Below are 19,224 nucleotides of genomic sequence, written 5' to 3' on the forward strand. Positions count from 1 at the left end.
GGACTCCTGTCAGTCGAGTTTCTTGTTCACGTCCACCAGAAGGGCGGCGATCTCTTTGCGACGCCCGGCGTCGGCACTTTCCCGGCCCGGGCGCGGCGCCGCTTGCTGGGCTTTGAGCAGCGCGGCTTTGGCTTCAGCGTAGCGCTTCTGACGGTAGAGGTGATCGCCCCAGAAGTACAGACTGTCGATGCCGTTGGGGTTGAGTTGCAAGGCTTGCTTGAGCAGTTGCTCGGCCTTGTCGCTGTCGCCGAAACCGATGGGCCAGCCCGGCACGCGGTCATACAGCGCGGCGAGGCTGGTGTAGGCCGAGCCTTGCAGGGCTTTGGGGTCGAGGGTCAGGGATTTTTCCAGATCGGCCTTGGCGTCCTTGGCTTTGCCCAAGGCACCGAGGCCGCCCTCGGCACCGGCCCAACTGCTGGTGACGATGCCTTTCCAGATCCACGCTTCGGCAACCGCCGGGCGCTGCGTGGTGAACGCGTTGGCCTCGCTGGCCAATTGCTCGAACGCGGCGGCGCGCTGTTTTTCCGCCACTTCATATTGGATGTGCGCCCAGCTCTGCTGGATGCCCTCGAGACGTTGCTGGTCGGCCGGTTCCAGCGCCCAGACGCTTTGACTCAGGGCAGCGAGCAACAGGCATGCGGATAGTTTTTTCATGGCTTTGGCGACTCGTTGTCAGGTTTTTCACTGAGGCGGCGGATCAGCGGCAACTGCTTGCGCAGGCCTCGATCCACCAGATGCGGGAGCAGATTGTTCAGGCGGACGAAGAAGCGTTCCGGCCAGCCCAGGTAGAGATCGCGACGATCACCGGCAATCGCATGGATCACCGCCGAGGCCACGGTTTGCGGATCGTCGACGTTGGCCTTTAGCGCGTCGTTCAACGCTTGCGCGGCGGCGCTGTTCATCGAGGTGCGCGTGGCGCGGGGCGCGACGTACAGCACGCTGACGCGGGTGTCGGCGAGCTCCCGGCGCAGCGCCTCGGAAAACCCGCGCAAAGCGAATTTGGTCGCGCAATAACTGGCGTAACCCGGGTAGCCGATCGAGCCATAGGTCGAACCGACGTTGACAACCATCGCGCTGTCGGCCTGCTTGAGCAGCGGCAACAGCAGTTTGGTCAGGCACATCGGCGCACTGATGTTCACCGCTAGCATCGCATTGATGTCGCTGTCATCCAGCTGTTCGAGCATGGCGAAGTGATTGACCCCGGCGGCGTTGATCAGCAGGTTGATGCCGCCGATGGCTTCGGCGGCGACCAGCACTTTGCGCCGATCGCTGAGGAAGGTCAGGTCAGCCGCGACCCAGCACAACGACTCGGGGTAGCGCTTGAGCAGCGGCGCCAGTGCCTCTTGATGCCGCGCCACCGCCAGCACGTGGGCACCGGCAGCGCACAAGGTTTCGGCGATGGCCAGGCCGATGCCGCCACTGGCACCGGTCAACACCACCCGCGCCTCACGCAGCTGCATGTTGAGCCTCCGCGTCACGCGGCAAGCCACGGAACATGTCGGTGTACAAGCGATAGACGACTTTCGAGGCATGGATCACGGCGGCTTGATCGGCAGGGTCTTCCAACTGATTCATCAGGCGCCGATAGGTTTGCATGTGCTCGATATCGAGCGAACCGTGGGAACTCAAGTAACTGAACGCCGTTTCCGGCAACGCCAGACGCTCGCGAATGCTGCCCGCCGCGTGGGTGGCCAGGGCGATGCTGGTGCCTTCGAGCACGTTGACCATGCCGAACAGACCGACCGGATTGCCCCGGGCGATCAGGTCGTAAAGGAAGCTGACCATCAGCTCGATCGACAACGACGGCTGACCGTCGCGCACCGCATCACGATCACCGCCACACGCGGCGATGTCGTTGAGCACCCACTGTTCGTGGCCGTATTCATCCTCGATGTACTCGCACACCGCTTTGCGCAGCCATTCCAGACGCGTCGGCAGGCGCGCGCCGCAAGCCATCATCAGCGGTACGGTGTGGCGCACGTGGTAATACGCCTGCGCGAGAAACGCCCGATAACTGTCGAGGCTGACCTTGCCTTGCAGGGCATCGACGATGATCGGCAGGTTGAACAGTTCGTGGCGTTCCTGTTGCGTGGCTTCTTGCAGGGTGTCAAAAAAACTCATGATGCGGACTCCTCGGAAACAGCGGATTCGGTCAATTGGGCGTGGTACTGCGCGACAATGGCGTCGCGGCGCGGGCGGCCATTGGCGGTGAGCAAACCATTGGCGGCGGTGAAGGGTTGCGACAGGCGCGTCCACTGATGCACCTGGGCGTAATCGGGCAAAGCCTCGTTGGCTTCGGCGACGGCAGCGGCCAGTTCGGCATCGGTGCAGTCCGGACGATGTGGCCAGAGCAGTGCGTGATTGCGCGGCAAGGCCTCGCCGTAAACGAACGCCTGGGCAATGTGGCGACGCTGGGTCAGCTCGGACTCGACCCATTCCGGGTTGACGTTGCGCCCGAAACTGGTGACGAACTGGTGCTTCTTGCGGCCCTTGAGATAGAGAAAACCTTCCGGGTCGAACTCGCCCAGATCACCGCTCGGCCACCATTCCTCGGCGTACGGCGCGTCGCCCAGATAACCGAGCAGCGTCGTGCCCTTGATCAGCACTTCGCCGTCCTCGGCCAGCCGCACTTCGACATGCGGCAACGGTCGGCCGACGCTGCCGGGGCGGCGTGCGCCGGGGCGATTGAGGCACACCACCGAAGCGCATTCGGACAAGCCGTAACCTTCATAAACCGGCAGCCCGACCCGTTGCGCGCGGTGCAGCAGATCCTCCGAGACCCGCGCACCACCGACAGCGGCAAAGCGCAGTGTTTGCGGGGCGAAGGCTTTCTGCTCGGCGGCGCTGACCAGCAACAGCAGCAACTGCGGCACCAGGATCAGACTCTCCGGTGCACGGCTGGCCAGATAACCGAGCAGACGCGGTATCTCGACGCCGCTAGCGCCCTGAATGCCGAGGGTGTTCTGGCTCGGCAAACTCAACATGGCGCCGGCATACAGCGCGGCGTAACAGCCAAGGTTCTCCAGCAGGATCGCCAACGGCAACAGCGCCAGATGATGCTGCGGGCCGGTCGCTTCGCTGGCCTGATCCAGCTCCCGTGCCACCCGCAGCAGGCTCTCGGCGCTCAGGCACACGCCTTTCGGCGTGCCGGTGGTGCCGGACGTGAAGGTGAGTTTCGCGGTGCCGGCCGGCATGCGACTGGGGCCACTGAACGCGCGGCACCAGAACTCGCCACGTTGTTCATAGCCAGCCGCGAGCAGTTCGGCTTCCAGTTCAGGCTCGGCGATCACCCGTTCGGCCTGGCTCTGCTGCAGACAATGAGCGCGTTGCGCCGCACTGAAAAACGGCGGCAGCGTCACGCAGGTCAAGCCTTCGAACAGCACGGCCAGATCCCAGAGCATCGCGTCGACGCCGTTGTCCAACGCCAGCGCAATCACCCGCGCTTGCTCATCGCGCAGGCGCTCCTGGCGATAGAGCACCTCGGCGTACAGCGTGGCGTAATCGAGTTTCAACGTGTCGCCCCACAGGGCTGTCGCGTTGTCATTGCGCCGGGCATGGTCGCGCAGGGTTTCCTGGAAGCGTTGCAGTTCAAGCGACATGACAGGCTCCTTCAATCGAACTCGGCAAACCCAGGCGGGTAAACAGGCCGATATTGCGCAAATGGATGAACCCGGCGCGGATATTGCCGACGTGCACCCAAGGTTTACTTTCGTAATAACTGCCCCAGTGTTGACGCTCGTCACCCAATCGTTCCGGGTCAGCGGCGCACAATGTCACTGGCTTCAAACCTAAACGATGGAAACTGTTGACCAGGCCGATGTTGCCGGTGAACGTCACCCATTCCAGACCGCCCATGGCCAGCAGGTAGGTGATGGCGATGATGCTCAGGCGCGCACTGCCGGTGTCGTTGGCGGCGAGGTTGCCGACTTCGACGATGGCGCTGCGCTCGACCGGGCGATCTGCCGCCGCGCTGATCAACGGCTCGATCGGCTCATCCAGATAGCGCTCGAGAAACAGTGGTTCGAGATGCGCACGTCGCACCCCGGCCACGGCGCACAACTCACCGTCGCCGTTGTGCATGCCGAACAGCTCGGGCATGAAATGACGGATGTCGGCGCCATGGGCCTTGCGAAAACGTTGCTGGATAAAGGCTTCGAACGGCTCTCGCAGGGCATCGTCGGGCCGGGCACCGGTCAACGTCATCTGCGGCGTTTCGGCTTGACCGAAGCGCAGGGGCAGGGGGATGTTCCAGTCAAATTCGGGCATGGGCAGAACGCCTCCCTCAATGGTTTGAGGCGAGTATCGGAGGCATTTCTTAACGAAGTCTGAAGGTGAAAAAAGGTTAACCTGACGCTCTGTCTTCAGACTCTCTTAAGACTGGGCGGGCAGGGTAACGCCGTCGGTTCGCCCGGCAACCGGATCGATACGGTCGAACGAATCGACTGTCATTCACGACAATCACGAGGCGCAGCTTATGACCCGCGACATCGCCGTAACCCGTTATGGAAAACTCTCAATCACCCTGCACTGGCTGATGCTGGCGCTGTTCGTCGGCGTCTACGCATGCGTCGAAATCAAGGGCTACATGCCCAAGGGCAGCGAAGCGCGCGGCTTGCTGATGGGCTTCCACGGCCTGTTCGGCGCGAGCATCTTCGCCCTCGTGTGGATCCGCCTGCTCGGCCGCCTCAGCCCACGCCCGCCGATCACCCCAAAACCACCGGCGTGGCAGACCGGCATTTCGCACCTGATGCACTTGGCGCTGTACGGCCTGATGATCGCCACGCCGATCCTCGCCTGGCTGATGCTCGCTGCCGCTGACAAACCGTTTCCGTATTTCGGCTTCCACGTCCCCGCGCCAGTGGCCATCGACCCGGACTTCGGCAAACAACTGAAGTACTGGCATGAACTGATTGGCAGCACCGGTTACTGGCTGATCGGGCTGCACGCAGCGGCGGGGTTGTTTCATCATTATTGGGTGCGGGATAACACCCTGGTGCGGATGCTGCCGGGCCGCACCGAATAACCCTGATCCACTACAACCCCTGTGGGAGCGAGCCTGCTCGCGAAAGCGGTGTGTCAGCCTACGATGATTTTGGCTGACCCGGCCCCTTCGCGAGCAGGCTCGCTCCCACAGGTTTTTCTGGTGTTTTCGAGTAACCGACACTTCAGGTTTTGCGCCTGCCTGCCGATGAAATCTGCACGATTTCAACGGATGCCATTCATGAACAAGGTTGTTGCTGTACTGGCGCTTAGTGCCCTCGTTGCGGGCTGCAAATCCCACCATCGCACCAATCTTGCGGACGATGAGTTCCCCAGCTTTCGTTGTGCGGCGTACTTCAAGCAAGCGTCGATCAGTGAGCAGCAGTTTGACGAAATCCGCTATCTCAGCACCCAGAACGCCAACTGCAAGGTGATCCTCGGTGAGATGTACGAGCAGGGACATGGCGTGCCGAAAAACATCGAGAAGGCCAAAGACATCTATGAGTCGGTGGCCCGACGTGCGCCGAATGTCTACAGCCGACTGGGCGATATGGCGGCAGCCGGTGTCGGCGGGCCGGTCGATCTGGTGGCTGCCCGGGACTTTTATGAGCGCTCTATCGCGGAACCCGGCAATACCGCAATGGAGCTCAAAGTCGCCGAGTATCTGGAGAACGGCAAAGGCGGCCCGCAAGACCTTCAGGGGGCGCTGAAGCTGTATTTCAAAGCCGACTCATGGGACAACCTCCAACGCCTGCACACCAAGGGCGTGGTGATGACGATCGAACAACAACAGCAGTACAACAAGGTTTATCTCAATAGGATGCAGTACGGCATCAGGGAGAAGATTGAAGGTATCGAGAAAGCCCTGGCGCAAGAAAAGCTGTCGACCCCCGTGCGCAAGTCGGTGCAACTGGAACTGACTTACACCCCCGGCTCGTTGGTGCCAGTGATTGCCTTGCGGCAAAGTTGCGGTAACAGTGCCATCGACCAAAAAGTCATGCAGGGCTTTAGCGATTACCGATACCCCGGCGAACCGATCCTTTCGCCGCAGCAGAAAAACCACACGACTGTCGCCAGCGTCAGGACCGATGGGCTGACCGATAGAGAGCTACTCAGAGCGCTATCGAAAAAATAAGGGGTGCCGTTTGGCCCGAACTGATCGGCGGGCTACTTGCCGGAATAGACTCTCGCGTCCACTCTATGACCTGCCGACAAGGAGCGTCCGCCGACCCTCCGTCGTGATCACAGGGAGCTTGCAACATGAGCGAAGACAACAAGGTAAAAGGCCCGGCGTCGTACTTCCCATCCATCGAGAAAAAATACGGCCAGCCCATCGATCACTGGCTGAGCCTGCTCGCCGACATCAGCGACAAGAAACACATGGAACTGGTGGCGTGGCTCAAGGACGAACACGGCATGGGCCACGGTCATGCCAACGCATTGGTTGCGCATCATCTGGCGAGTAAAAAGTGAGGGCAGGGCAGCGATGAATTTCTCCCACCGGCCAGTGACGGCCGACGACGTCAACACCCTCTGCAGCTTTCCCCAAGGCGAACAAGAGCTGTTTTTCATGTTCCCAAAAGCCAACTTCCCGCTGACGGAAGAACAGATGCACGGCGCAATCAGCCAGCGCTTCGACTCCACGGCTTTTCTGGCCAACGGCGAGTTCGTCGGCTTCGCCAATTTCTACCGGGCTGAGCACGATGGCATTTGCTGCATCGGCAACGTCATCGTCGCGCCATATGCCCGTGGCCAGGGTGTGGCGCGGTACATCGTCGAAACCATGACCGCGCTGGGTTTCGAAAAATACCAGGCCAAGGAAGTGCAACTGTCCTGCTTCAACGAAAACACCGCAGGTCTGCTGCTCTACCCGAAACTTGGCTTCGTGCCGTTCTCCATCGAAGAACGCCCGGCGCCGGGTGGCAAACGTTCAGCGCTGATCAACATGACGCGCAGCAGAGGCCAGCCCCAAGGTTTGTGAATCCTGGCCATGCACACTCGTGATTCAGAATTGACCGGTAGTCTGAAGTGATGCACTAAACGTCATGGTCACCTGAGTGTTAGGTCCCGACTGCCAGGTTTTTACATCGTATGGAGGTTTCTCGTTGCGAATGATGCATTTCCATTCAATGACATCACCAGGCTTCGCTTTGGTGAATTTTATTTTTGCGGACCAGGAGGGATAGGCAGCAGAGCCGAGCAGAACGGCCTTTTCCGTATCCCAATTGCCCAACTCCGCGACATTGCCCACTGCATAGACGCTGTATCCCTGTGCAGTGACGCCGTTATCACAGCGAAAGTTTGCTTCGAGATAAAGATAAGTCCAGGTGGCACCGGCATCAGCTACAGCAGGCAGCATTGCCGACAACACAAAACCCAGCGGCAACAGATAACGATTGCGGCTCATGATCAATTCCTCAGGACGTATTCAGTCGGGCCAGCTTAGCCACGCGCACCCAAAAAATGACCTGTAAGAACTGACAGTCCTTTAGAGTTCTTCGCGATAATCGCACTGCCTGTTTATAGTCGGGAGAAGCCGCTACTGACGCGGGACCGTTACACAAACCTGCCTTGCAAAAGCGACGAAAATCCGGCCAGATCACCGCGAAACTCACTCCATCAAGGATCGATCAATGCCGTTGGATTTCCATAAAATGCACGCCAACGGCGACGACTTCGTCATGGTCGACGCGCGCAACCACGCTAACCCGATCACCAGCCAACTGGTTCGGCGCCTCGGCGATCGCCACCGCGGCATCGGGTTTAATCAGCTCGCCGTAGTACTCAATTGCGAGGACGCCGATGCGCGCGTGGAGTTCTGGAACGCCGACGGCTCAGCACTCGACGTGTGTGGCAGCGCCACCCGTGGCGTGGCGGACAGGTTGATGCGCGAGGTCAGCCGAACCTCGATCACCCTGCGCACAAACCGTGGCTTGCTCACCTGCGAACGCACGCCCAGCGGACTGATCGCCGTCGACATGGGCGAACCGTTGTTCGACTGGCAAGACATCCCTCTGGCGCAAGAACACGACACGCTATTTCTACCGCTCGCCGGCGCTCCAACTGCGTGCAACATGGGCAATCCGCACTGCACCTATTTCGTCGATGACCTCAGCACCGTCGACATCACCGCCCTCGGCCCAAGCCTCGAAACACATCCGCTGTTTCCACACAAAACCAACGTGCACTTCGTGCAAGTCATCGACCGCCAACACATCCGCCTGCGCATCTGGGAACGCAACGGCGCCATCCCGCTCGGCTCCGGCTCATGCTCATGTGGCGCGGCCGTCAACGGCATCCGCCGAGGCTTGCTCGACCACACCGTCAACGTTGAATGCGACGGCGGCCCCGTCACCGTCCACTGGAACGGCTCAGGCTCCGTAACCCTGAGCGGCCCGGTAGAACCCACTTTCTCCGGCACAATCCCCGACACCCAACTCGACCTCAAGTGACCACAACCCTCTGTAGGAGTGAGCCTGCTCGCGATAACGCCAGCCCAGCCACAGCAAATCCCAACCCAACCACAAACCCCTGTGGGAGCTAGCCTGCTAGCGAAGACGCCAGCCCAACCACCACAATTCCAAAATCCACCACAACCCCCCTGTGGGAGCGAGCTTGCTCGCGAAGACGCCCGCCCAGTCACCCCATCAACCACTGACCGAAATAAACAGTAAAAACCGCCATTGTTTAAACGAAGCCTCAAGTAACCACCGAAACCCTACAACGCCTTGCGCCGTTACCTACGACTAAGCCAGAATCCGCCGGCTTGTGCGTCTAGGTCGCGGGTTCTATCGTCTGTCGGTCGCTGAAAAACAGCGATCGGGTTTGGTAGCCCGCCATAACTAGTCGCATCGCGAACCGTTCGCAGACCTCATCAGGTCTCTGCTCAATGGTGGCCATGCGCAGGACACCTTCGGGTGTGCCGGGTCCTAGTTACCGGTCTACCAACCCGCGTATGGCCGCCACCTTCGTTTGGTAGCGAATGTGAAGGCTCCTTTTTATTAACTAGGAGTTTCACCATGATCAAACCAACACCCAACCCACCCGAAACCGACCCCACATCCCCCTACGAATCCCCCGATTCCAAGCGATTCCACGAAGCCGCCGAACGCGCCCTCGACCACTACCTCAAACCCTCCAGCCAAATCATGGCCAGCACCCAACAACCCGAACGCATGTACCTCGCCAACCCTAAGTACGACAGCGAATCCCTGCTCGCCAACGCCAGCGAAACCCTCGGCTCCGCCAGCGAAATGCTCCTCAACTTCGCCGCCATGCTCGACACCCCCCACCGCAAAACCGCTCTGGGCATCGCCCAAGTCGTGATGCTCGGCGAAATCGCCGTCAACCAAGCGCTGGATAACGTCGAAATCGCCAGCTAACCCCCACCCCGACGAGGGGAAACCCTCGTCTAACCCCGCGGTCACACCCTGGCTGGCACACGGCCACGGCTTGCGCCCCCCAGCCACGGCTGTCACCCTTCGGGCCGTTCTCAAGGATCAGAACCAGGAATCACGGATGAGTGGCTACGTACCCAACCCCCCGAAAAACTACCGTTACGAAGAAGCCAAACCCGTCGATATTCACGCCCAGCGTTGGGCGGAATATGAGAAACACGGGAAAGAACCTGCGCGCGAACCTGAGAAAATCGGGATCGCGTTGAGGATTGGGGTTTTCTTTGATGGCACTGGGAATAATGCGAATAACACGGCGGCGGGATTGCTGTGTGGGGCGCAGCATCCGATTGCGCCGCAGGATATTCCTGCTAGTTGCCAGCCTTACATGAGCGATCCGGATAGCAGTTACGGCAACGATGTCAGCAATGTAAAAAGGCTGAGCGACTTGTATGACGCCGTACCTGACGCAGTAGGAGAGGGACCGCTGAAGCGAACCTCCCGCGTCGTCTATATCGAGGGCATTGGCACCCGCTCCGGAGAAGAAGACAGTAAGTTCGGCTCTGGCTCCGGACGCGGTGAAACAGGTGTTGCCGGTCGAGTCGAGTCTTCATTTCCAGTCATTCAACAAGCTATCAGCCGAGTCCTGATTGATAACCCAGGGAGTGAAATCGCTTCCTTGACGTTCGATACGTTTGGCTTCAGTCGTGGCGCCGCAGCGGCTCGACATTTTGCCAATGAGATCGTCCGCACCAGTCGTGGCCCGCTTGGCACCGTGCTGAGAAACCTGCCTAGAGCTTTCAGCCCTAAATTCAATGACCAGTATAAAAGTGACATCAACATGGGGTTTATCGGCTTGTTCGATACCGTCCCATCGATTGCTGGTTGGTCGAATCTTGGCAACATCAAAAGCGCTGTAGCGACGGGAGTCAAACTCTATCTCGATCGTCGTTTTTTTACCGATGTCGTCCAGTTGTCTGCCCGTGATGAATGCCGCGCCAACTTCGCACTCAGTCGCGTCAAGGCTGATCACTTGGAGATAACGTTGCCGGGTGTGCATTCGGATATCGGCGGAGGCTATCTGGAAGAGGCGCAGGAATGTGTGCTTGTAAGTCCCATGCAAACGCTGATCGTGCCTTTGAATACTGATGTCACGACGACCTCGATCTACCGCGATGCCGTCAATGCCAAGGCCCAATGGTTAGCCAAAGGCTGGCCTACGGAAATGCTTGAAATCGTAACGCCCGACGCATTGCTGATGCCGAACAGCCCGCAAGATCGACTCAGTCCCAATGTGAAGCGTGTGTACGCCGCTCTGCAGCTTAAACGCCCGGTGAGTGGCATGTTGTCGAGGGTCTACCTGCGAGTGATGCACCGCTTGGCAAAAGAAAAGGGCGCACGATTCAACGACATTCCAGATACGCCTGATCTGGCAATTCCTGAAGAGCTGCAACCCCTGTGCGATAGATTCTTGGCGGGGGACTACAGCGTCACCCCGCAGGAAGATGAATTGCTGAAATTGAAGTACATTCACACCTCAGCCAACTGGAACCATCCGCTTGGCCGAAAAGATGGCAGCGGGATCAACGCGGTTTACATCAACGCCCCCACGGAAGACTCCATCCGCGTGCAACATCCTCATGTACCTGACTGGACGCTTTGGTAATGAAAGTTCTTGCGACCCTGTTCTGCGCACTATTCATGACTGCCTGCCAGTCTGCCGATCCGCTGTCGGCCAAGAACGATCCCAAATCCGAATCTTGGGAGCTTGCGTTCACCGAGCCCTATTACATGAAAGTGTGGGTTGAGGACAGCGCCGTAGAAGACATCAACGGCAAGCTATTCAAGCGCACAGGATCCGGAACAGCCGCAGGCGGGGAGCCTGAAGACGGTAAAGAATCCGCTCGAGGCTGGCATGCATTAGGTGGTGCTGCGAAAGCAGTGATTGGTGCTGATCTTCCCAAGCGTATTTACGTGCGCTGGCAATCAATTGTCGAGCCACAGACATATCAGGTTTGGGTTGATGTGCCCGAAGAGGCGAGGGACGTGATGAGGCAGTCGGTTAATCAGCGGTGTCCGGAAGCTCCGGAACAGCAGGGTAGCTACAGCGCTTCTATCTATTTGGGTCTGGCTCCTAGAGGCGTAGTCCAGGTTTTTGTCAGAGACTCTTGCCACCGTCCTGTCAAGGTGGCCAGAGCTCAGGCGGAGATCGATCCGCTGGGGCCCAGTCAGGGGAAGAATCAAGGGCGCTACGCATATCCCATTAGCGAAAAGTCCAAACGTTACATCGAAAAGTACGGCATTCCGTACGGGAGTTGGTAGAGTGAGGTAATGCGTAGATAATATGAAGTTCTGTAGGAAGGTGAATGTCTATAATGTGTATTTGTTTCTAAGCTAGAATTAAACGTTATTTAAGTCCGGTCAGATGGTTTGTTGCATGTTTTAAGAGGGGGTATTTGTGGGAGTTAGGCATGTAGGAGGGGAGGGCAGTTTTGTGCTGCCCTTTTTACGAAGTAATCCTGTTTAACGCTTGTGGTTAATTCGGAAGACCTAACTTTACGACTGGTAAAGCTCTAGGTGAGCCACCTCCATCGTAACTGGCGAAAAGGACGTCGTCGTCGATTTTAGGAAGTACTCCATAAACGCATTCTCGATGATAAAAAACTCTTCCCTGTTGAGAGTTTATATGTCCAAAAGCGTTAAAGACATAGTCTCCAATTTTCCCTCTGTGTCGAGTTGTTGATGTGTAGCATAACTCGCTACATTTCGTTACTAGTTCGTCCGCAGTCGGCCTAGCTTTTGGGTCTTTTGCCATGCAACTAAAGGCCAGCGCTAGTAATTCGCTTGCAAGTGGAGCGAACTGCGGGTTGGATGTTAAAAAACGGGGCGGAATGGGCAATATTGCAGCCACGATCTTTGGCACGGCGCGTAGCCCTTGGCCAAAAGGGTATTCGCCTGAAAGCAAATGATACATCATGGCGCCGATCGACCAAATATCAGCAGGAGATCCGACTGCTCTAGGGGTGTCGATAGCTTCAGGTGCCATATAAGGTAATGCCCCGACCGCCGTTTGAGAAGTAGTTAAACTTGTTTCTCCGCCTTCAACAGCTTCAAGGAGCTCCTCTTCCGCCATCTTTGCAATGCCAAAATCTGTTACTTTTAGCTCCAGAAGTGAGTAATTCCCCACGATCATTATGTTAGTGGGTTTTAGATCCCTATGTACAACTCCCGCGTGATGCGCAGCCGCAACGCCCTTGGAAATATGGTGGAAAATTTTGGCGGCGAGGTATGGGTCTAAAAATGAGGTCTCCACAAGAAGCGCAGCTCGCATGTCTGCACCCTCGATAAGCTCCTCAATTAAAAATTGCCTGTCATTGTGTAGTAAGTAATCTAGTGTTTTTGCTACGTTTGGGTGGTTTACTTTGGCGGAAACAACGGCGCTACGATGAAAGCGCTTCTCTGCCGATTTATTTTTTGGGGTTTTTAGAGCTACTAAACGGCCCGTAACTTGGTCTTTGGCTATGTATACTAGTTGCATGCCGCCTTCAGCGAGATATCGTTCTACTTTATAGCGATCCCCAATGACGTCGTTTGGGGAAATTGGGCCAGTCATAAAACTATCTCCGGGTGGGACAAGTCAAATGTAATGTATTCGCGTTTTGATCCGTGCGCGGATGAACCCAAAGCTACAACGCAGGCGCCGGGGAGTTTGCTCCCGATTGTTACTTTCTTGTTGTTTATAAATACTTCGCCAGATACGTTTTTGACAGAGAAGTCAAATCCATTGTAGTGAATCTCAACAGCCCCGAGGTTAGGCAGGCTTAGAACTACTGAGCGATTGTTCGCATGTAAATAAGATGGTTTTTTGTTGTGTACTACTAAAGCTTTGTGGCGATTCTGAAGAAGGTGTAAAGCTAAGGTGTCCCTGATATTTTTTATGCTTGGTCGGTTATTAGGGTTTAGGTCTAAGCAAGATGAAAGGATTTTTTTAACGTCGTCACTTAGCTCGAAAGAGAATTGTGAGAAATACTCATCTTCTAAGGCTTTAGGAGGCTGTGTTCTTAACTCGGCAGGAAGATCGTAGAGGCCAATATATAAGGCGGTGGCGCCAAACGCATACGTGTCAACGGCTTTAGTGAATTTAGCATCGTGTGCGTAGAGCTCTGGCGCAGCAAACCCCCGTGTTCCAATGAAGCCAACAGTTTCGGCGTTTTCGCCTTCATCGCGGGAAAGGCCAAAGTCAAAAATTTTGACGATCCCTTCAGCATCTATTTTCATGTTGTTGGGTTTGATGTCGCGATGGATAACATTGAGCTGATGAATGTCCGAAAGGCCAGACGCAATCTGCCATATTAACTTTAAATAATCTTCGCTATTTTCTGGCCGGGTCTTAGGATCGAATAGGTCAAGCCCTTCAATAAATTCTTGAACAATGGCTAGATCCTCGCGCTCAATTGTGAGGATGTCGTAAACTTGTACCACGTGCTTTGATCGCATCTTAAGCAGTGCGTTTAGTTCGTCGCGCACTCTTCGCTTGTTTGAGCTCCCCGGCATGACTTTTATAGCTACTTTACGCTCTAGAGTGATGTCGTTACAAATTAGTACTTTAGCCATTCCCCCCGCGAGGGATTCCCCTCCAAAATCGTATCTATCTGCAATTCGCATTCATAACATCCTGTTAATTTGATTTGTTCGGGAATTCCATCAGTAGTTGAGGGACTTCATTTTTTTGTTTTTTTCTGGGCGTGCGTTTGGGTGAGGCTTTTTTTTCTTCTATGTTGGTTTGCTGCTTGTTGTCCTCCTCGCGGATCACTTGGCGGGAAGCTCGTGCTTTATTTGGCGTATTTCTTTTTTTGTTGGTTGGTGTAGGGGTGGCTACTTCGGGTATGGGTGATATTGAAGGTGTTACAATATCTTGTTCGTTTTTTCCAATAAGTTGTAAGTCGCCATGCGAATCCCAAATTTCTAAACAGTCATATAAAGGCTCGATGTCATCACCAAAGTCGTGGGCGGTCGGAATGATTGTAATGCTTGCGTTGTCTGGGCCGCCACACCACATGGCGATATCTATTAGTCTTTTGGCGCAAGAGCCTGGGTCGGGAGAGTTTAATATCACCCTGTCGAACCAATTCGAGTTTTTTGATAGATAATGAATGCCGTCTGTAGTTAGGATTAATTGGTCATCCCCGTCACTCAAAACTTTTTTAATGTGAGGCTCTAGGTCGCTGCCCATGCCTACATACTGAAGTAGCTTTGACTGCTCTCCGCTCTCGTCGTCTTTCTTGCCAAGTTGTCCGGCGATCGTGTCGTCAACTGAAAGCTGTAAAAGTTTACCATTGTAGGTTTGGTATACTCTGCTATCGCCCGCGCTTCCCCAAAATGATGGCATTCGAGACCGGATCAATGCAGCTACTAGAGTAGATCCACCAGTCCCTCTAAACTGGTAGTGCACTGCTTCGTTTGCGGCGAAAATAGCTCGCGAGAGCCACTCCTCAGAGTCAAGTGGGCCTGAGCGAGCTATATCGTGAATTGCTGCAACGAATGCTCCTAACGCTAAAGCAGCGCATGCACCTCCGTCGCGCATCCCACCGATGCCATCGGCCACTGCAGCCACTGCGAATCTACGACCATCCCCATCCCAACCTTGGACGAGTATTGCTCGATCTTGATTTTCAGTACGAACGGCACCAATTTCACTGGCAATCGCTGCAGACAAAGGTCCAACCCGTCGAACTCCTGACCTTGCAGTTCGTCGAGACAACCAAGCAGTGATCTGTTTTTGAATTGGCGTCTTCCAATAGTTCATATTTGCCTTATGTATTTAAATGCGCTAATTACTCTCGCAGAAGGCTTCTGCTTAGCTTTCGTCATAGGATAGTACACACATGACCGTTCCTACCATTCCCGAGTGAACGATGACTTTTTTGTGGTACTGATAACGGCGTCTGTTAGTCAACTTTTATAGTTCCGATTCGTTTTGAGGATGGCCAATTGAAAATGCGGTACTCGTCAAATTTCGTCCATTAACCATCAAGTGCATCGTATGCTCACCCGCATAGTGCTTCCGCGTCGTAAAGTCCTTTATCACCTGCCGCCTCCCCACAACCACACTCTCAAACCCCGCCAACACAAGCGTCTTCAACTTAAAAACCTTCCCCGAAACCCCGCCATTCGCCTTCACATAGTCAATCGCATAATCAATCACCAAGCGCTGCTCATGCGCCACCGTCGACTTCACCACAAACGACAACGTAATCGCTTCCCCCAACCTCACCACCGGGGGTTCAACCCGCACATCCAACAACTCAACCTCAGCTTTCGCCCCCGCACCAATCACCGTCAGCGCTCTTAAATCCCCCTGCTTAATCAAACTCCGCAACGCATGCTTCGCAATCCAAGCCGTGTACTTGTTCTCCATCGACCAACCTTCAATCGCGTCCAACACCCACTCCGGATGCACCTTCGTCACATCATTCAAATGATTCGCCACGGACTTGCGCACGTACAAACTCTCATCCGCCTTCAACCGATCCAGTATCCCGGCCGCCAACTGCGGATCCGCCTGCACCGCTTCCAACCGAAACGACCAAGGCAGGCGAGGGCGGCTGCCTTCGCTGGCGAGGCGTCGAACGTGGTGGTTTTCGTCTCGGGTCCAGTCGTGCATCAATTCCAGCGAGCGTTCGAGGTCGCTGCGCAGAAAGTGGCGGATGGCGAATTCGGAGGAGCCGAAGGTGGTGAAGTACTTGAGGGCGTCCATGGAGGTGTCGAACGCATGCCCGCCGTAGCTCGCGACGTAGTGCGGCAAACACATGCTGACGAATCCGCTGTTCAGCCTTGGCGCGAGTTCACGCAATACATCGAGGGAATCTTGGTAATCCAGCGGCAACACGGCATGCAGGCTTTCACTGACACGCGCCATGCGTTGCATCACCGATAATTCGGCGAGTCCGTCCTGGGCGTGTTTGAGAAACGCCTTGGCCTTGAACGCCGGGTACACGGCGCTCATTTCGCTGGCGATGTGCTGCAAGCGTTCGGCGTTGAAGATTTCCTTTAACGCCGGGGCGGCGGTGTCGGTGGTGCTCATGGTCAGGTCATCGGGGTGCTGACGAACGCTTCGAGGGTTTCGGCGTAGGCGGTGTATTGAGCGATGTGTGGGTAGCGGCGGGTGTCGATCTGGTCGGGGGCGACGAGGTCGGTGAAGCTCCAGGCGACGGCGAGGCTGATGCCGGCCTGGGTGAGGGTGCCGTCGGTGGGCAGGCCGGTTTTTTCCAGTTCTTGCTCGAGGGTGGTGAAGGCGGCGGCGAGTTGGCCTTCGACGCGTTCGACCCACGGCTGGTATTGAATGTCGGCTGGGCGCAGGTTGCGTTCGTAATAGAGCTGCACGGCTTTTTCGCAGGCGGCGAGGCTGAGGCCGATCAGGCGCAGGGCGTGGGCGCGTTGTTTCAGGTCGGTTGGCAGCAGGCTTTTGTCGGCACTGGCTTCTAGGTAGTCGAGGATGAGGGTCGAGTCCATCAGGACCACGCCGTCGTCGAGGATCAGTGTTGGGGCTTTGACCACCGGGTTGATCTGCTGGAATTGCTCGAAGTGGCGGAACACCGAGACTGACTCGTGTTCGAGGTCGATGCCAAGGCGTTTGGCGGAGATCGCCACGCGACGCACGTAAGGGGAGTCCAGCATGCCGATCAGTTTCATGACGCGTTCCTTCAAGTCAAACCGGTGGGAAGGCATAACCTAGCCGACGCAGAGGCAATTGTCAGTCGTCGAAGCCGGGTTGTTCGTGAATCTCATCAACATTCAGTTCCAGCCGATAAGCCACCGCCACAAACAACGCCTGACACAAACACAGCGTCGCACTCAGCGAGCGAAAGGCGAGGGCGCTGCCTTCGTTGACCAGCAATACGCTGTTGGCGAGTTTCGCCAGCGGCGAGAGCTGGCTGTCGGTGAGGATCAGGGTGTTGGCCTGTTGCTGGCGGGCGAAGCGCAGGCAGTGTTGGGTTTCCTTGGCGTAGGGCACGAAGCTGATGGCGATGACCAGATCGTTGGCGCGCACGCTGCGCATTTGCTCGCGATAACTACCGCCTAGCCCCGAAACCAGGTGAATGCGCTTCTGAGTGTGTTGCAAGTTGTAAACGAGGTAGTCGGCGACGGCGAAGGAGCGGCGCACGCCGACGACATAAATGTTGTCGGCGTTGACGATCAGGTCGACGGCTTTTTCGAACGCGGCGTCGTCGAGTTCGCGGCCCAGGCGTTCGATGCCGGAGCGGGTGGCGTCGATGCATTCGCGGGCGAGGTCGCCGGCGCTGGCTTGCTGCGACTGGTCGGCGATCATGCTGCGGATGCGTTGCTGGTAGTTTTGCACTGGCGAGGCTTTGTGCGTGTAGGCGCTGCGGAACAGCGCCTGCATTTCGCTGAAGCCGCTGAAACCGAAGCGTTGCGAGAAGCGCACGATGGCGGACGGGTGCACTTCGCACTCGCGGGCGATGTCGCTGATGCGGTCGACCATGATCCGGTCGCTCTGTTGGCTGATGTAGCTGGCGATGCGTTTGAGCTGGCGCGGCAGGGCGTCGTATTCGTCGGTGATCAGTTGCAGCAGGCGCTCGGCATTGATCGGGGGACTGACGAGTGAAACCTCGTCGATGGCCGGCAGATCGGGGCGGGGCATAGGTCATCCTTCAGGCTGATTGATCACACGGTGGGCCTGATATTAGGGGGGCTTTTGCGGTTCTGCTTTGCTGAAACGATGCAGTGCGTGGTAAAAAACTGCGTCTGGGCGCTGCGTGGTTAGCCGTTTGTCTTCTATATACAGCCGCTCGACTGAATTTCTTGCTATAAACGCACTCCGATGGCCGTGTGAACCCTGTGTCAGAGCAGTTTCCGGGCGTTGTCGGACAAATTCCCTGTATTTACAGTTGCTGAGGCCTCGATCGGGCCTTAGACTGCCGCCCCTCGTAAATTGAGTGCCGGGTGGCATTTGCAATAAACGATGCCTTTTCGCCGACCGCACGCGGTTCGCCGAAACGCTCCCTAATTCGCCTTAATGCACGTTTTTTTATAGAGATATCAATGACAAAGGACAAGTTGCTGGCCATGCCGGCAGATGACTACATGAATGCAGAGCAGCACGCTTTCTTCACTGAGCTGCTGCAGAACATGAAAGTCGAAACCCACGAGCGCATTGAGCAAAACCGTATCGCCATCGAAAGCCTGGACACCCCGGCTGACCCGGCGGACGCGGCTTCGGTTGAAGAAGAGCGCACTTGGCTGGTGAACGCGATCGATCGCGACCAGCGCATGCTGCCGCAACTGGAACAAGCCCTTGAGCGCATCAAGGAAGACAGTTTTGGCTGGTGCGATGACAGCGGCGAGGCCATTGGCCTGAAGCGCCTGCTGATCAGCCCGACCACCAAGTACTGCATCGAAGCTCAAGAGCGTCACGAGCAGATCGACAAGCACCAGCGTCAGGCCTGATTCTGTGGGGTGACCCTTTCAACAGGGCACCTTGAAAAGATCGCAGCCTTCGGCAGCTCCTACATGGGCGTTGCTGAAGGCTGCGATCTTTGTTTTTGCTCGTCTGCAATAAGCCCGCGCCGTTCCATTGACCTGCCACAGACCCCACGACTAACGGACCATGGATAATGGCGTTGTAGTGGCGTTTAATGCAGTCACAATAATGAGAACAAGCGTGGGGTGTTGATATGACGAGAGACGGATCTCTGGTTGGGGCTTTGCCTGCACCAGTGCTTTTGCCGAAAAACCGCTGGATCGCGCCGACCCTGCAAAGCATCGCCCTGATGCTGTTGCTGGCCGGCATGACGCTGGGTGGATGGTCGCTGTACATTGGCATGCCGCT

21 protein-coding genes are annotated in these 19,224 nt (G+C 56.6%); 9 read left to right on the plus strand and 12 right to left on the minus strand.

Going from position 1 to position 19,224, the window contains the following annotated elements:
• Nucleotides 1-9: 9 nt before the first annotated feature.
• The 5 genes from AB4O01_RS02190 to AB4O01_RS02210 are packed head-to-tail and all read right to left on the minus strand — an operon-like array spanning nucleotide 10 to nucleotide 4,266.
• On the minus strand, nucleotides 10-654 hold the full coding sequence (locus AB4O01_RS02190; protein ID WP_414894042.1) for a tetratricopeptide repeat protein: 645 nt from the start codon (nucleotides 652-654) through the stop codon (nucleotides 10-12).
• Complete coding sequence (locus AB4O01_RS02195) at nucleotides 651-1,460, minus strand: SDR family oxidoreductase (RefSeq protein ID WP_116255406.1); 810 nt, start codon at nucleotides 1,458-1,460, stop codon at nucleotides 651-653. Before AB4O01_RS02195 ends, AB4O01_RS02190 begins: the two co-directional genes overlap by 4 nt.
• Nucleotides 1,447-2,121, minus strand: coding sequence for a TenA family transcriptional regulator (locus tag AB4O01_RS02200; protein WP_460090535.1), 675 nt, complete (start codon nucleotides 2,119-2,121; stop codon nucleotides 1,447-1,449). Before AB4O01_RS02200 ends, AB4O01_RS02195 begins: the two co-directional genes overlap by 14 nt.
• Nucleotides 2,118-3,599, minus strand: coding sequence for an AMP-binding protein (locus AB4O01_RS02205; protein ID WP_460090537.1), 1,482 nt, complete (start codon nucleotides 3,597-3,599; stop codon nucleotides 2,118-2,120). The genes AB4O01_RS02200 and AB4O01_RS02205 overlap by 4 nt, the downstream gene beginning before the upstream one ends.
• Nucleotides 3,589-4,266, minus strand: coding sequence for a thermostable hemolysin (locus AB4O01_RS02210; RefSeq protein ID WP_460090539.1), 678 nt, complete (start codon nucleotides 4,264-4,266; stop codon nucleotides 3,589-3,591). Before AB4O01_RS02210 ends, AB4O01_RS02205 begins: the two co-directional genes overlap by 11 nt.
• Nucleotides 4,267-4,474: 208 nt before the next feature.
• On the opposite strand from AB4O01_RS02210, the gene AB4O01_RS02215 reads away from it, so the two are divergent.
• The 4 genes from AB4O01_RS02215 (at nucleotide 4,475) to AB4O01_RS02230 (ending at nucleotide 6,961) form a co-directional block, all read left to right on the plus strand.
• A complete protein-coding gene (locus AB4O01_RS02215) occupies nucleotides 4,475-5,023 on the plus strand; it encodes a cytochrome b (RefSeq protein ID WP_460090542.1) in 549 nt (182 codons plus the stop codon).
• A 198-nt stretch (nucleotides 5,024-5,221) separates the two neighbouring features.
• Nucleotides 5,222-6,115, plus strand: coding sequence for a tetratricopeptide repeat protein (locus AB4O01_RS02220; RefSeq protein WP_460090543.1), 894 nt, complete (start codon nucleotides 5,222-5,224; stop codon nucleotides 6,113-6,115).
• Nucleotides 6,116-6,240: 125 nt separating this feature from the next.
• The gene (locus AB4O01_RS02225) at nucleotides 6,241-6,453 is read left to right on the plus strand and encodes a DUF4287 domain-containing protein (protein WP_186623515.1); all 213 of its coding nucleotides are present in this window, start codon (nucleotides 6,241-6,243) and stop codon (nucleotides 6,451-6,453) included.
• A gap of 13 nt (nucleotides 6,454-6,466) precedes the next feature.
• Nucleotides 6,467-6,961 (plus strand): GNAT family N-acetyltransferase, encoded by a 495-nt coding sequence (locus tag AB4O01_RS02230; RefSeq protein ID WP_460090544.1) that lies wholly within the window; start codon nucleotides 6,467-6,469, stop codon nucleotides 6,959-6,961.
• 24 nt (nucleotides 6,962-6,985) lie between these two features.
• Here AB4O01_RS02230 and AB4O01_RS02235 read toward each other — a convergent pair whose 3' ends face one another.
• Nucleotides 6,986-7,387 carry a carbohydrate-binding module family 20 domain-containing protein gene (locus tag AB4O01_RS02235; protein ID WP_093437206.1) on the minus strand — a complete coding sequence of 134 codons (402 nt, stop codon included), beginning with the start codon at nucleotides 7,385-7,387 and terminating at the stop codon, nucleotides 6,986-6,988.
• A gap of 226 nt (nucleotides 7,388-7,613) precedes the next feature.
• On the opposite strand from AB4O01_RS02235, the gene dapF reads away from it, so the two are divergent.
• The 4 genes from dapF (at nucleotide 7,614) to AB4O01_RS02255 (ending at nucleotide 11,696) form a co-directional block, all read left to right on the plus strand.
• Complete coding sequence (gene dapF, locus AB4O01_RS02240) at nucleotides 7,614-8,432, plus strand: diaminopimelate epimerase (RefSeq protein ID WP_460090545.1); 819 nt, start codon at nucleotides 7,614-7,616, stop codon at nucleotides 8,430-8,432.
• 567 nt (nucleotides 8,433-8,999) lie between these two features.
• The gene (locus AB4O01_RS02245; RefSeq protein WP_460090547.1) at nucleotides 9,000-9,362 is read left to right on the plus strand and encodes a DUF6124 family protein; all 363 of its coding nucleotides are present in this window, start codon (nucleotides 9,000-9,002) and stop codon (nucleotides 9,360-9,362) included.
• Nucleotides 9,363-9,498: 136 nt separating this feature from the next.
• On the plus strand, nucleotides 9,499-11,040 hold the full coding sequence (locus AB4O01_RS02250) for a T6SS phospholipase effector Tle1-like catalytic domain-containing protein (RefSeq protein ID WP_460090548.1): 1,542 nt from the start codon (nucleotides 9,499-9,501) through the stop codon (nucleotides 11,038-11,040).
• A complete protein-coding gene (locus AB4O01_RS02255; protein WP_320337082.1) occupies nucleotides 11,040-11,696 on the plus strand; it encodes a DUF2931 family protein in 657 nt (218 codons plus the stop codon). The genes AB4O01_RS02250 and AB4O01_RS02255 overlap by 1 nt, the downstream gene beginning before the upstream one ends.
• Nucleotides 11,697-11,910: 214 nt before the next feature.
• On the opposite strand, the gene AB4O01_RS02260 is transcribed toward AB4O01_RS02255, so the two are convergent.
• The 6 genes from AB4O01_RS02260 to AB4O01_RS02285 form a co-directional block, all read right to left on the minus strand.
• Nucleotides 11,911-12,987, minus strand: a complete 1,077-nt coding sequence (locus tag AB4O01_RS02260; protein WP_108226435.1) for a serine/threonine-protein kinase — start codon at nucleotides 12,985-12,987, stop codon at nucleotides 11,911-11,913.
• The gene (locus AB4O01_RS02265; protein WP_320337081.1) at nucleotides 12,984-14,039 is read right to left on the minus strand and encodes a serine/threonine-protein kinase; all 1,056 of its coding nucleotides are present in this window, start codon (nucleotides 14,037-14,039) and stop codon (nucleotides 12,984-12,986) included. The genes AB4O01_RS02260 and AB4O01_RS02265 overlap by 4 nt, the downstream gene beginning before the upstream one ends.
• Before the next feature lie 13 nt (nucleotides 14,040-14,052).
• The gene (locus AB4O01_RS02270; protein ID WP_320337080.1) at nucleotides 14,053-15,180 is read right to left on the minus strand and encodes a PP2C family protein-serine/threonine phosphatase; all 1,128 of its coding nucleotides are present in this window, start codon (nucleotides 15,178-15,180) and stop codon (nucleotides 14,053-14,055) included.
• 153 nt (nucleotides 15,181-15,333) lie between these two features.
• On the minus strand, nucleotides 15,334-16,458 hold the full coding sequence (locus AB4O01_RS02275) for a DNA alkylation repair protein (protein ID WP_460090552.1): 1,125 nt from the start codon (nucleotides 16,456-16,458) through the stop codon (nucleotides 15,334-15,336).
• A gap of 2 nt (nucleotides 16,459-16,460) precedes the next feature.
• Nucleotides 16,461-17,066 (minus strand): glutathione S-transferase, encoded by a 606-nt coding sequence (locus AB4O01_RS02280; RefSeq protein WP_460090553.1) that lies wholly within the window; start codon nucleotides 17,064-17,066, stop codon nucleotides 16,461-16,463.
• Nucleotides 17,067-17,127: 61 nt separating this feature from the next.
• Nucleotides 17,128-18,036 carry a MurR/RpiR family transcriptional regulator gene (locus tag AB4O01_RS02285; protein WP_460090554.1) on the minus strand — a complete coding sequence of 303 codons (909 nt, stop codon included), beginning with the start codon at nucleotides 18,034-18,036 and terminating at the stop codon, nucleotides 17,128-17,130.
• 401 nt (nucleotides 18,037-18,437) lie between these two features.
• Here AB4O01_RS02285 and AB4O01_RS02290 point away from each other — a divergent pair, with 401 nt between their 5' ends.
• Nucleotides 18,438-18,842 (plus strand): TraR/DksA family transcriptional regulator, encoded by a 405-nt coding sequence (locus tag AB4O01_RS02290; protein WP_003225981.1) that lies wholly within the window; start codon nucleotides 18,438-18,440, stop codon nucleotides 18,840-18,842.
• Nucleotides 18,843-19,224 lie beyond the last annotated feature (382 nt).

The organism is Pseudomonas sp. S2_E02 (assembly GCF_054668355.1).

What these genes read in the sequence shown, in the direction of transcription:
- AB4O01_RS02190 (WP_414894042.1), bottom strand. Translation starts at nt 654, where the DNA reads ATGAAAAAACTATCCGCATGCCTGTTGCTCGCTGCCCTGAGTCAAAGC.
- AB4O01_RS02195 (WP_116255406.1), bottom strand. Translation starts at nt 1,460, where the DNA reads ATGCAGCTGCGTGAGGCGCGGGTGGTGTTGACCGGTGCCAGTGGCGGC.
- AB4O01_RS02200 (WP_460090535.1), bottom strand. Translation starts at nt 2,121, where the DNA reads ATGAGTTTTTTTGACACCCTGCAAGAAGCCACGCAACAGGAACGCCAC.
- AB4O01_RS02205 (WP_460090537.1), bottom strand. Translation starts at nt 3,599, where the DNA reads ATGTCGCTTGAACTGCAACGCTTCCAGGAAACCCTGCGCGACCATGCC.
- AB4O01_RS02210 (WP_460090539.1), bottom strand. Translation starts at nt 4,266, where the DNA reads ATGCCCGAATTTGACTGGAACATCCCCCTGCCCCTGCGCTTCGGTCAA.
- AB4O01_RS02215 (WP_460090542.1), top strand. Translation starts at nt 4,475, where the DNA reads ATGACCCGCGACATCGCCGTAACCCGTTATGGAAAACTCTCAATCACC.
- AB4O01_RS02220 (WP_460090543.1), top strand. Translation starts at nt 5,222, where the DNA reads ATGAACAAGGTTGTTGCTGTACTGGCGCTTAGTGCCCTCGTTGCGGGC.
- AB4O01_RS02225 (WP_186623515.1), top strand. Translation starts at nt 6,241, where the DNA reads ATGAGCGAAGACAACAAGGTAAAAGGCCCGGCGTCGTACTTCCCATCC.
- AB4O01_RS02230 (WP_460090544.1), top strand. Translation starts at nt 6,467, where the DNA reads ATGAATTTCTCCCACCGGCCAGTGACGGCCGACGACGTCAACACCCTC.
- AB4O01_RS02235 (WP_093437206.1), bottom strand. Translation starts at nt 7,387, where the DNA reads ATGAGCCGCAATCGTTATCTGTTGCCGCTGGGTTTTGTGTTGTCGGCA.
- dapF (WP_460090545.1), top strand. Translation starts at nt 7,614, where the DNA reads ATGCCGTTGGATTTCCATAAAATGCACGCCAACGGCGACGACTTCGTC.
- AB4O01_RS02245 (WP_460090547.1), top strand. Translation starts at nt 9,000, where the DNA reads ATGATCAAACCAACACCCAACCCACCCGAAACCGACCCCACATCCCCC.
- AB4O01_RS02250 (WP_460090548.1), top strand. Translation starts at nt 9,499, where the DNA reads ATGAGTGGCTACGTACCCAACCCCCCGAAAAACTACCGTTACGAAGAA.
- AB4O01_RS02255 (WP_320337082.1), top strand. Translation starts at nt 11,040, where the DNA reads ATGAAAGTTCTTGCGACCCTGTTCTGCGCACTATTCATGACTGCCTGC.
- AB4O01_RS02260 (WP_108226435.1), bottom strand. Translation starts at nt 12,987, where the DNA reads ATGACTGGCCCAATTTCCCCAAACGACGTCATTGGGGATCGCTATAAA.
- AB4O01_RS02265 (WP_320337081.1), bottom strand. Translation starts at nt 14,039, where the DNA reads ATGCGAATTGCAGATAGATACGATTTTGGAGGGGAATCCCTCGCGGGG.
- AB4O01_RS02270 (WP_320337080.1), bottom strand. Translation starts at nt 15,180, where the DNA reads ATGAACTATTGGAAGACGCCAATTCAAAAACAGATCACTGCTTGGTTG.
- AB4O01_RS02275 (WP_460090552.1), bottom strand. Translation starts at nt 16,458, where the DNA reads ATGAGCACCACCGACACCGCCGCCCCGGCGTTAAAGGAAATCTTCAAC.
- AB4O01_RS02280 (WP_460090553.1), bottom strand. Translation starts at nt 17,066, where the DNA reads ATGAAACTGATCGGCATGCTGGACTCCCCTTACGTGCGTCGCGTGGCG.
- AB4O01_RS02285 (WP_460090554.1), bottom strand. Translation starts at nt 18,036, where the DNA reads ATGCCCCGCCCCGATCTGCCGGCCATCGACGAGGTTTCACTCGTCAGT.
- AB4O01_RS02290 (WP_003225981.1), top strand. Translation starts at nt 18,438, where the DNA reads ATGACAAAGGACAAGTTGCTGGCCATGCCGGCAGATGACTACATGAAT.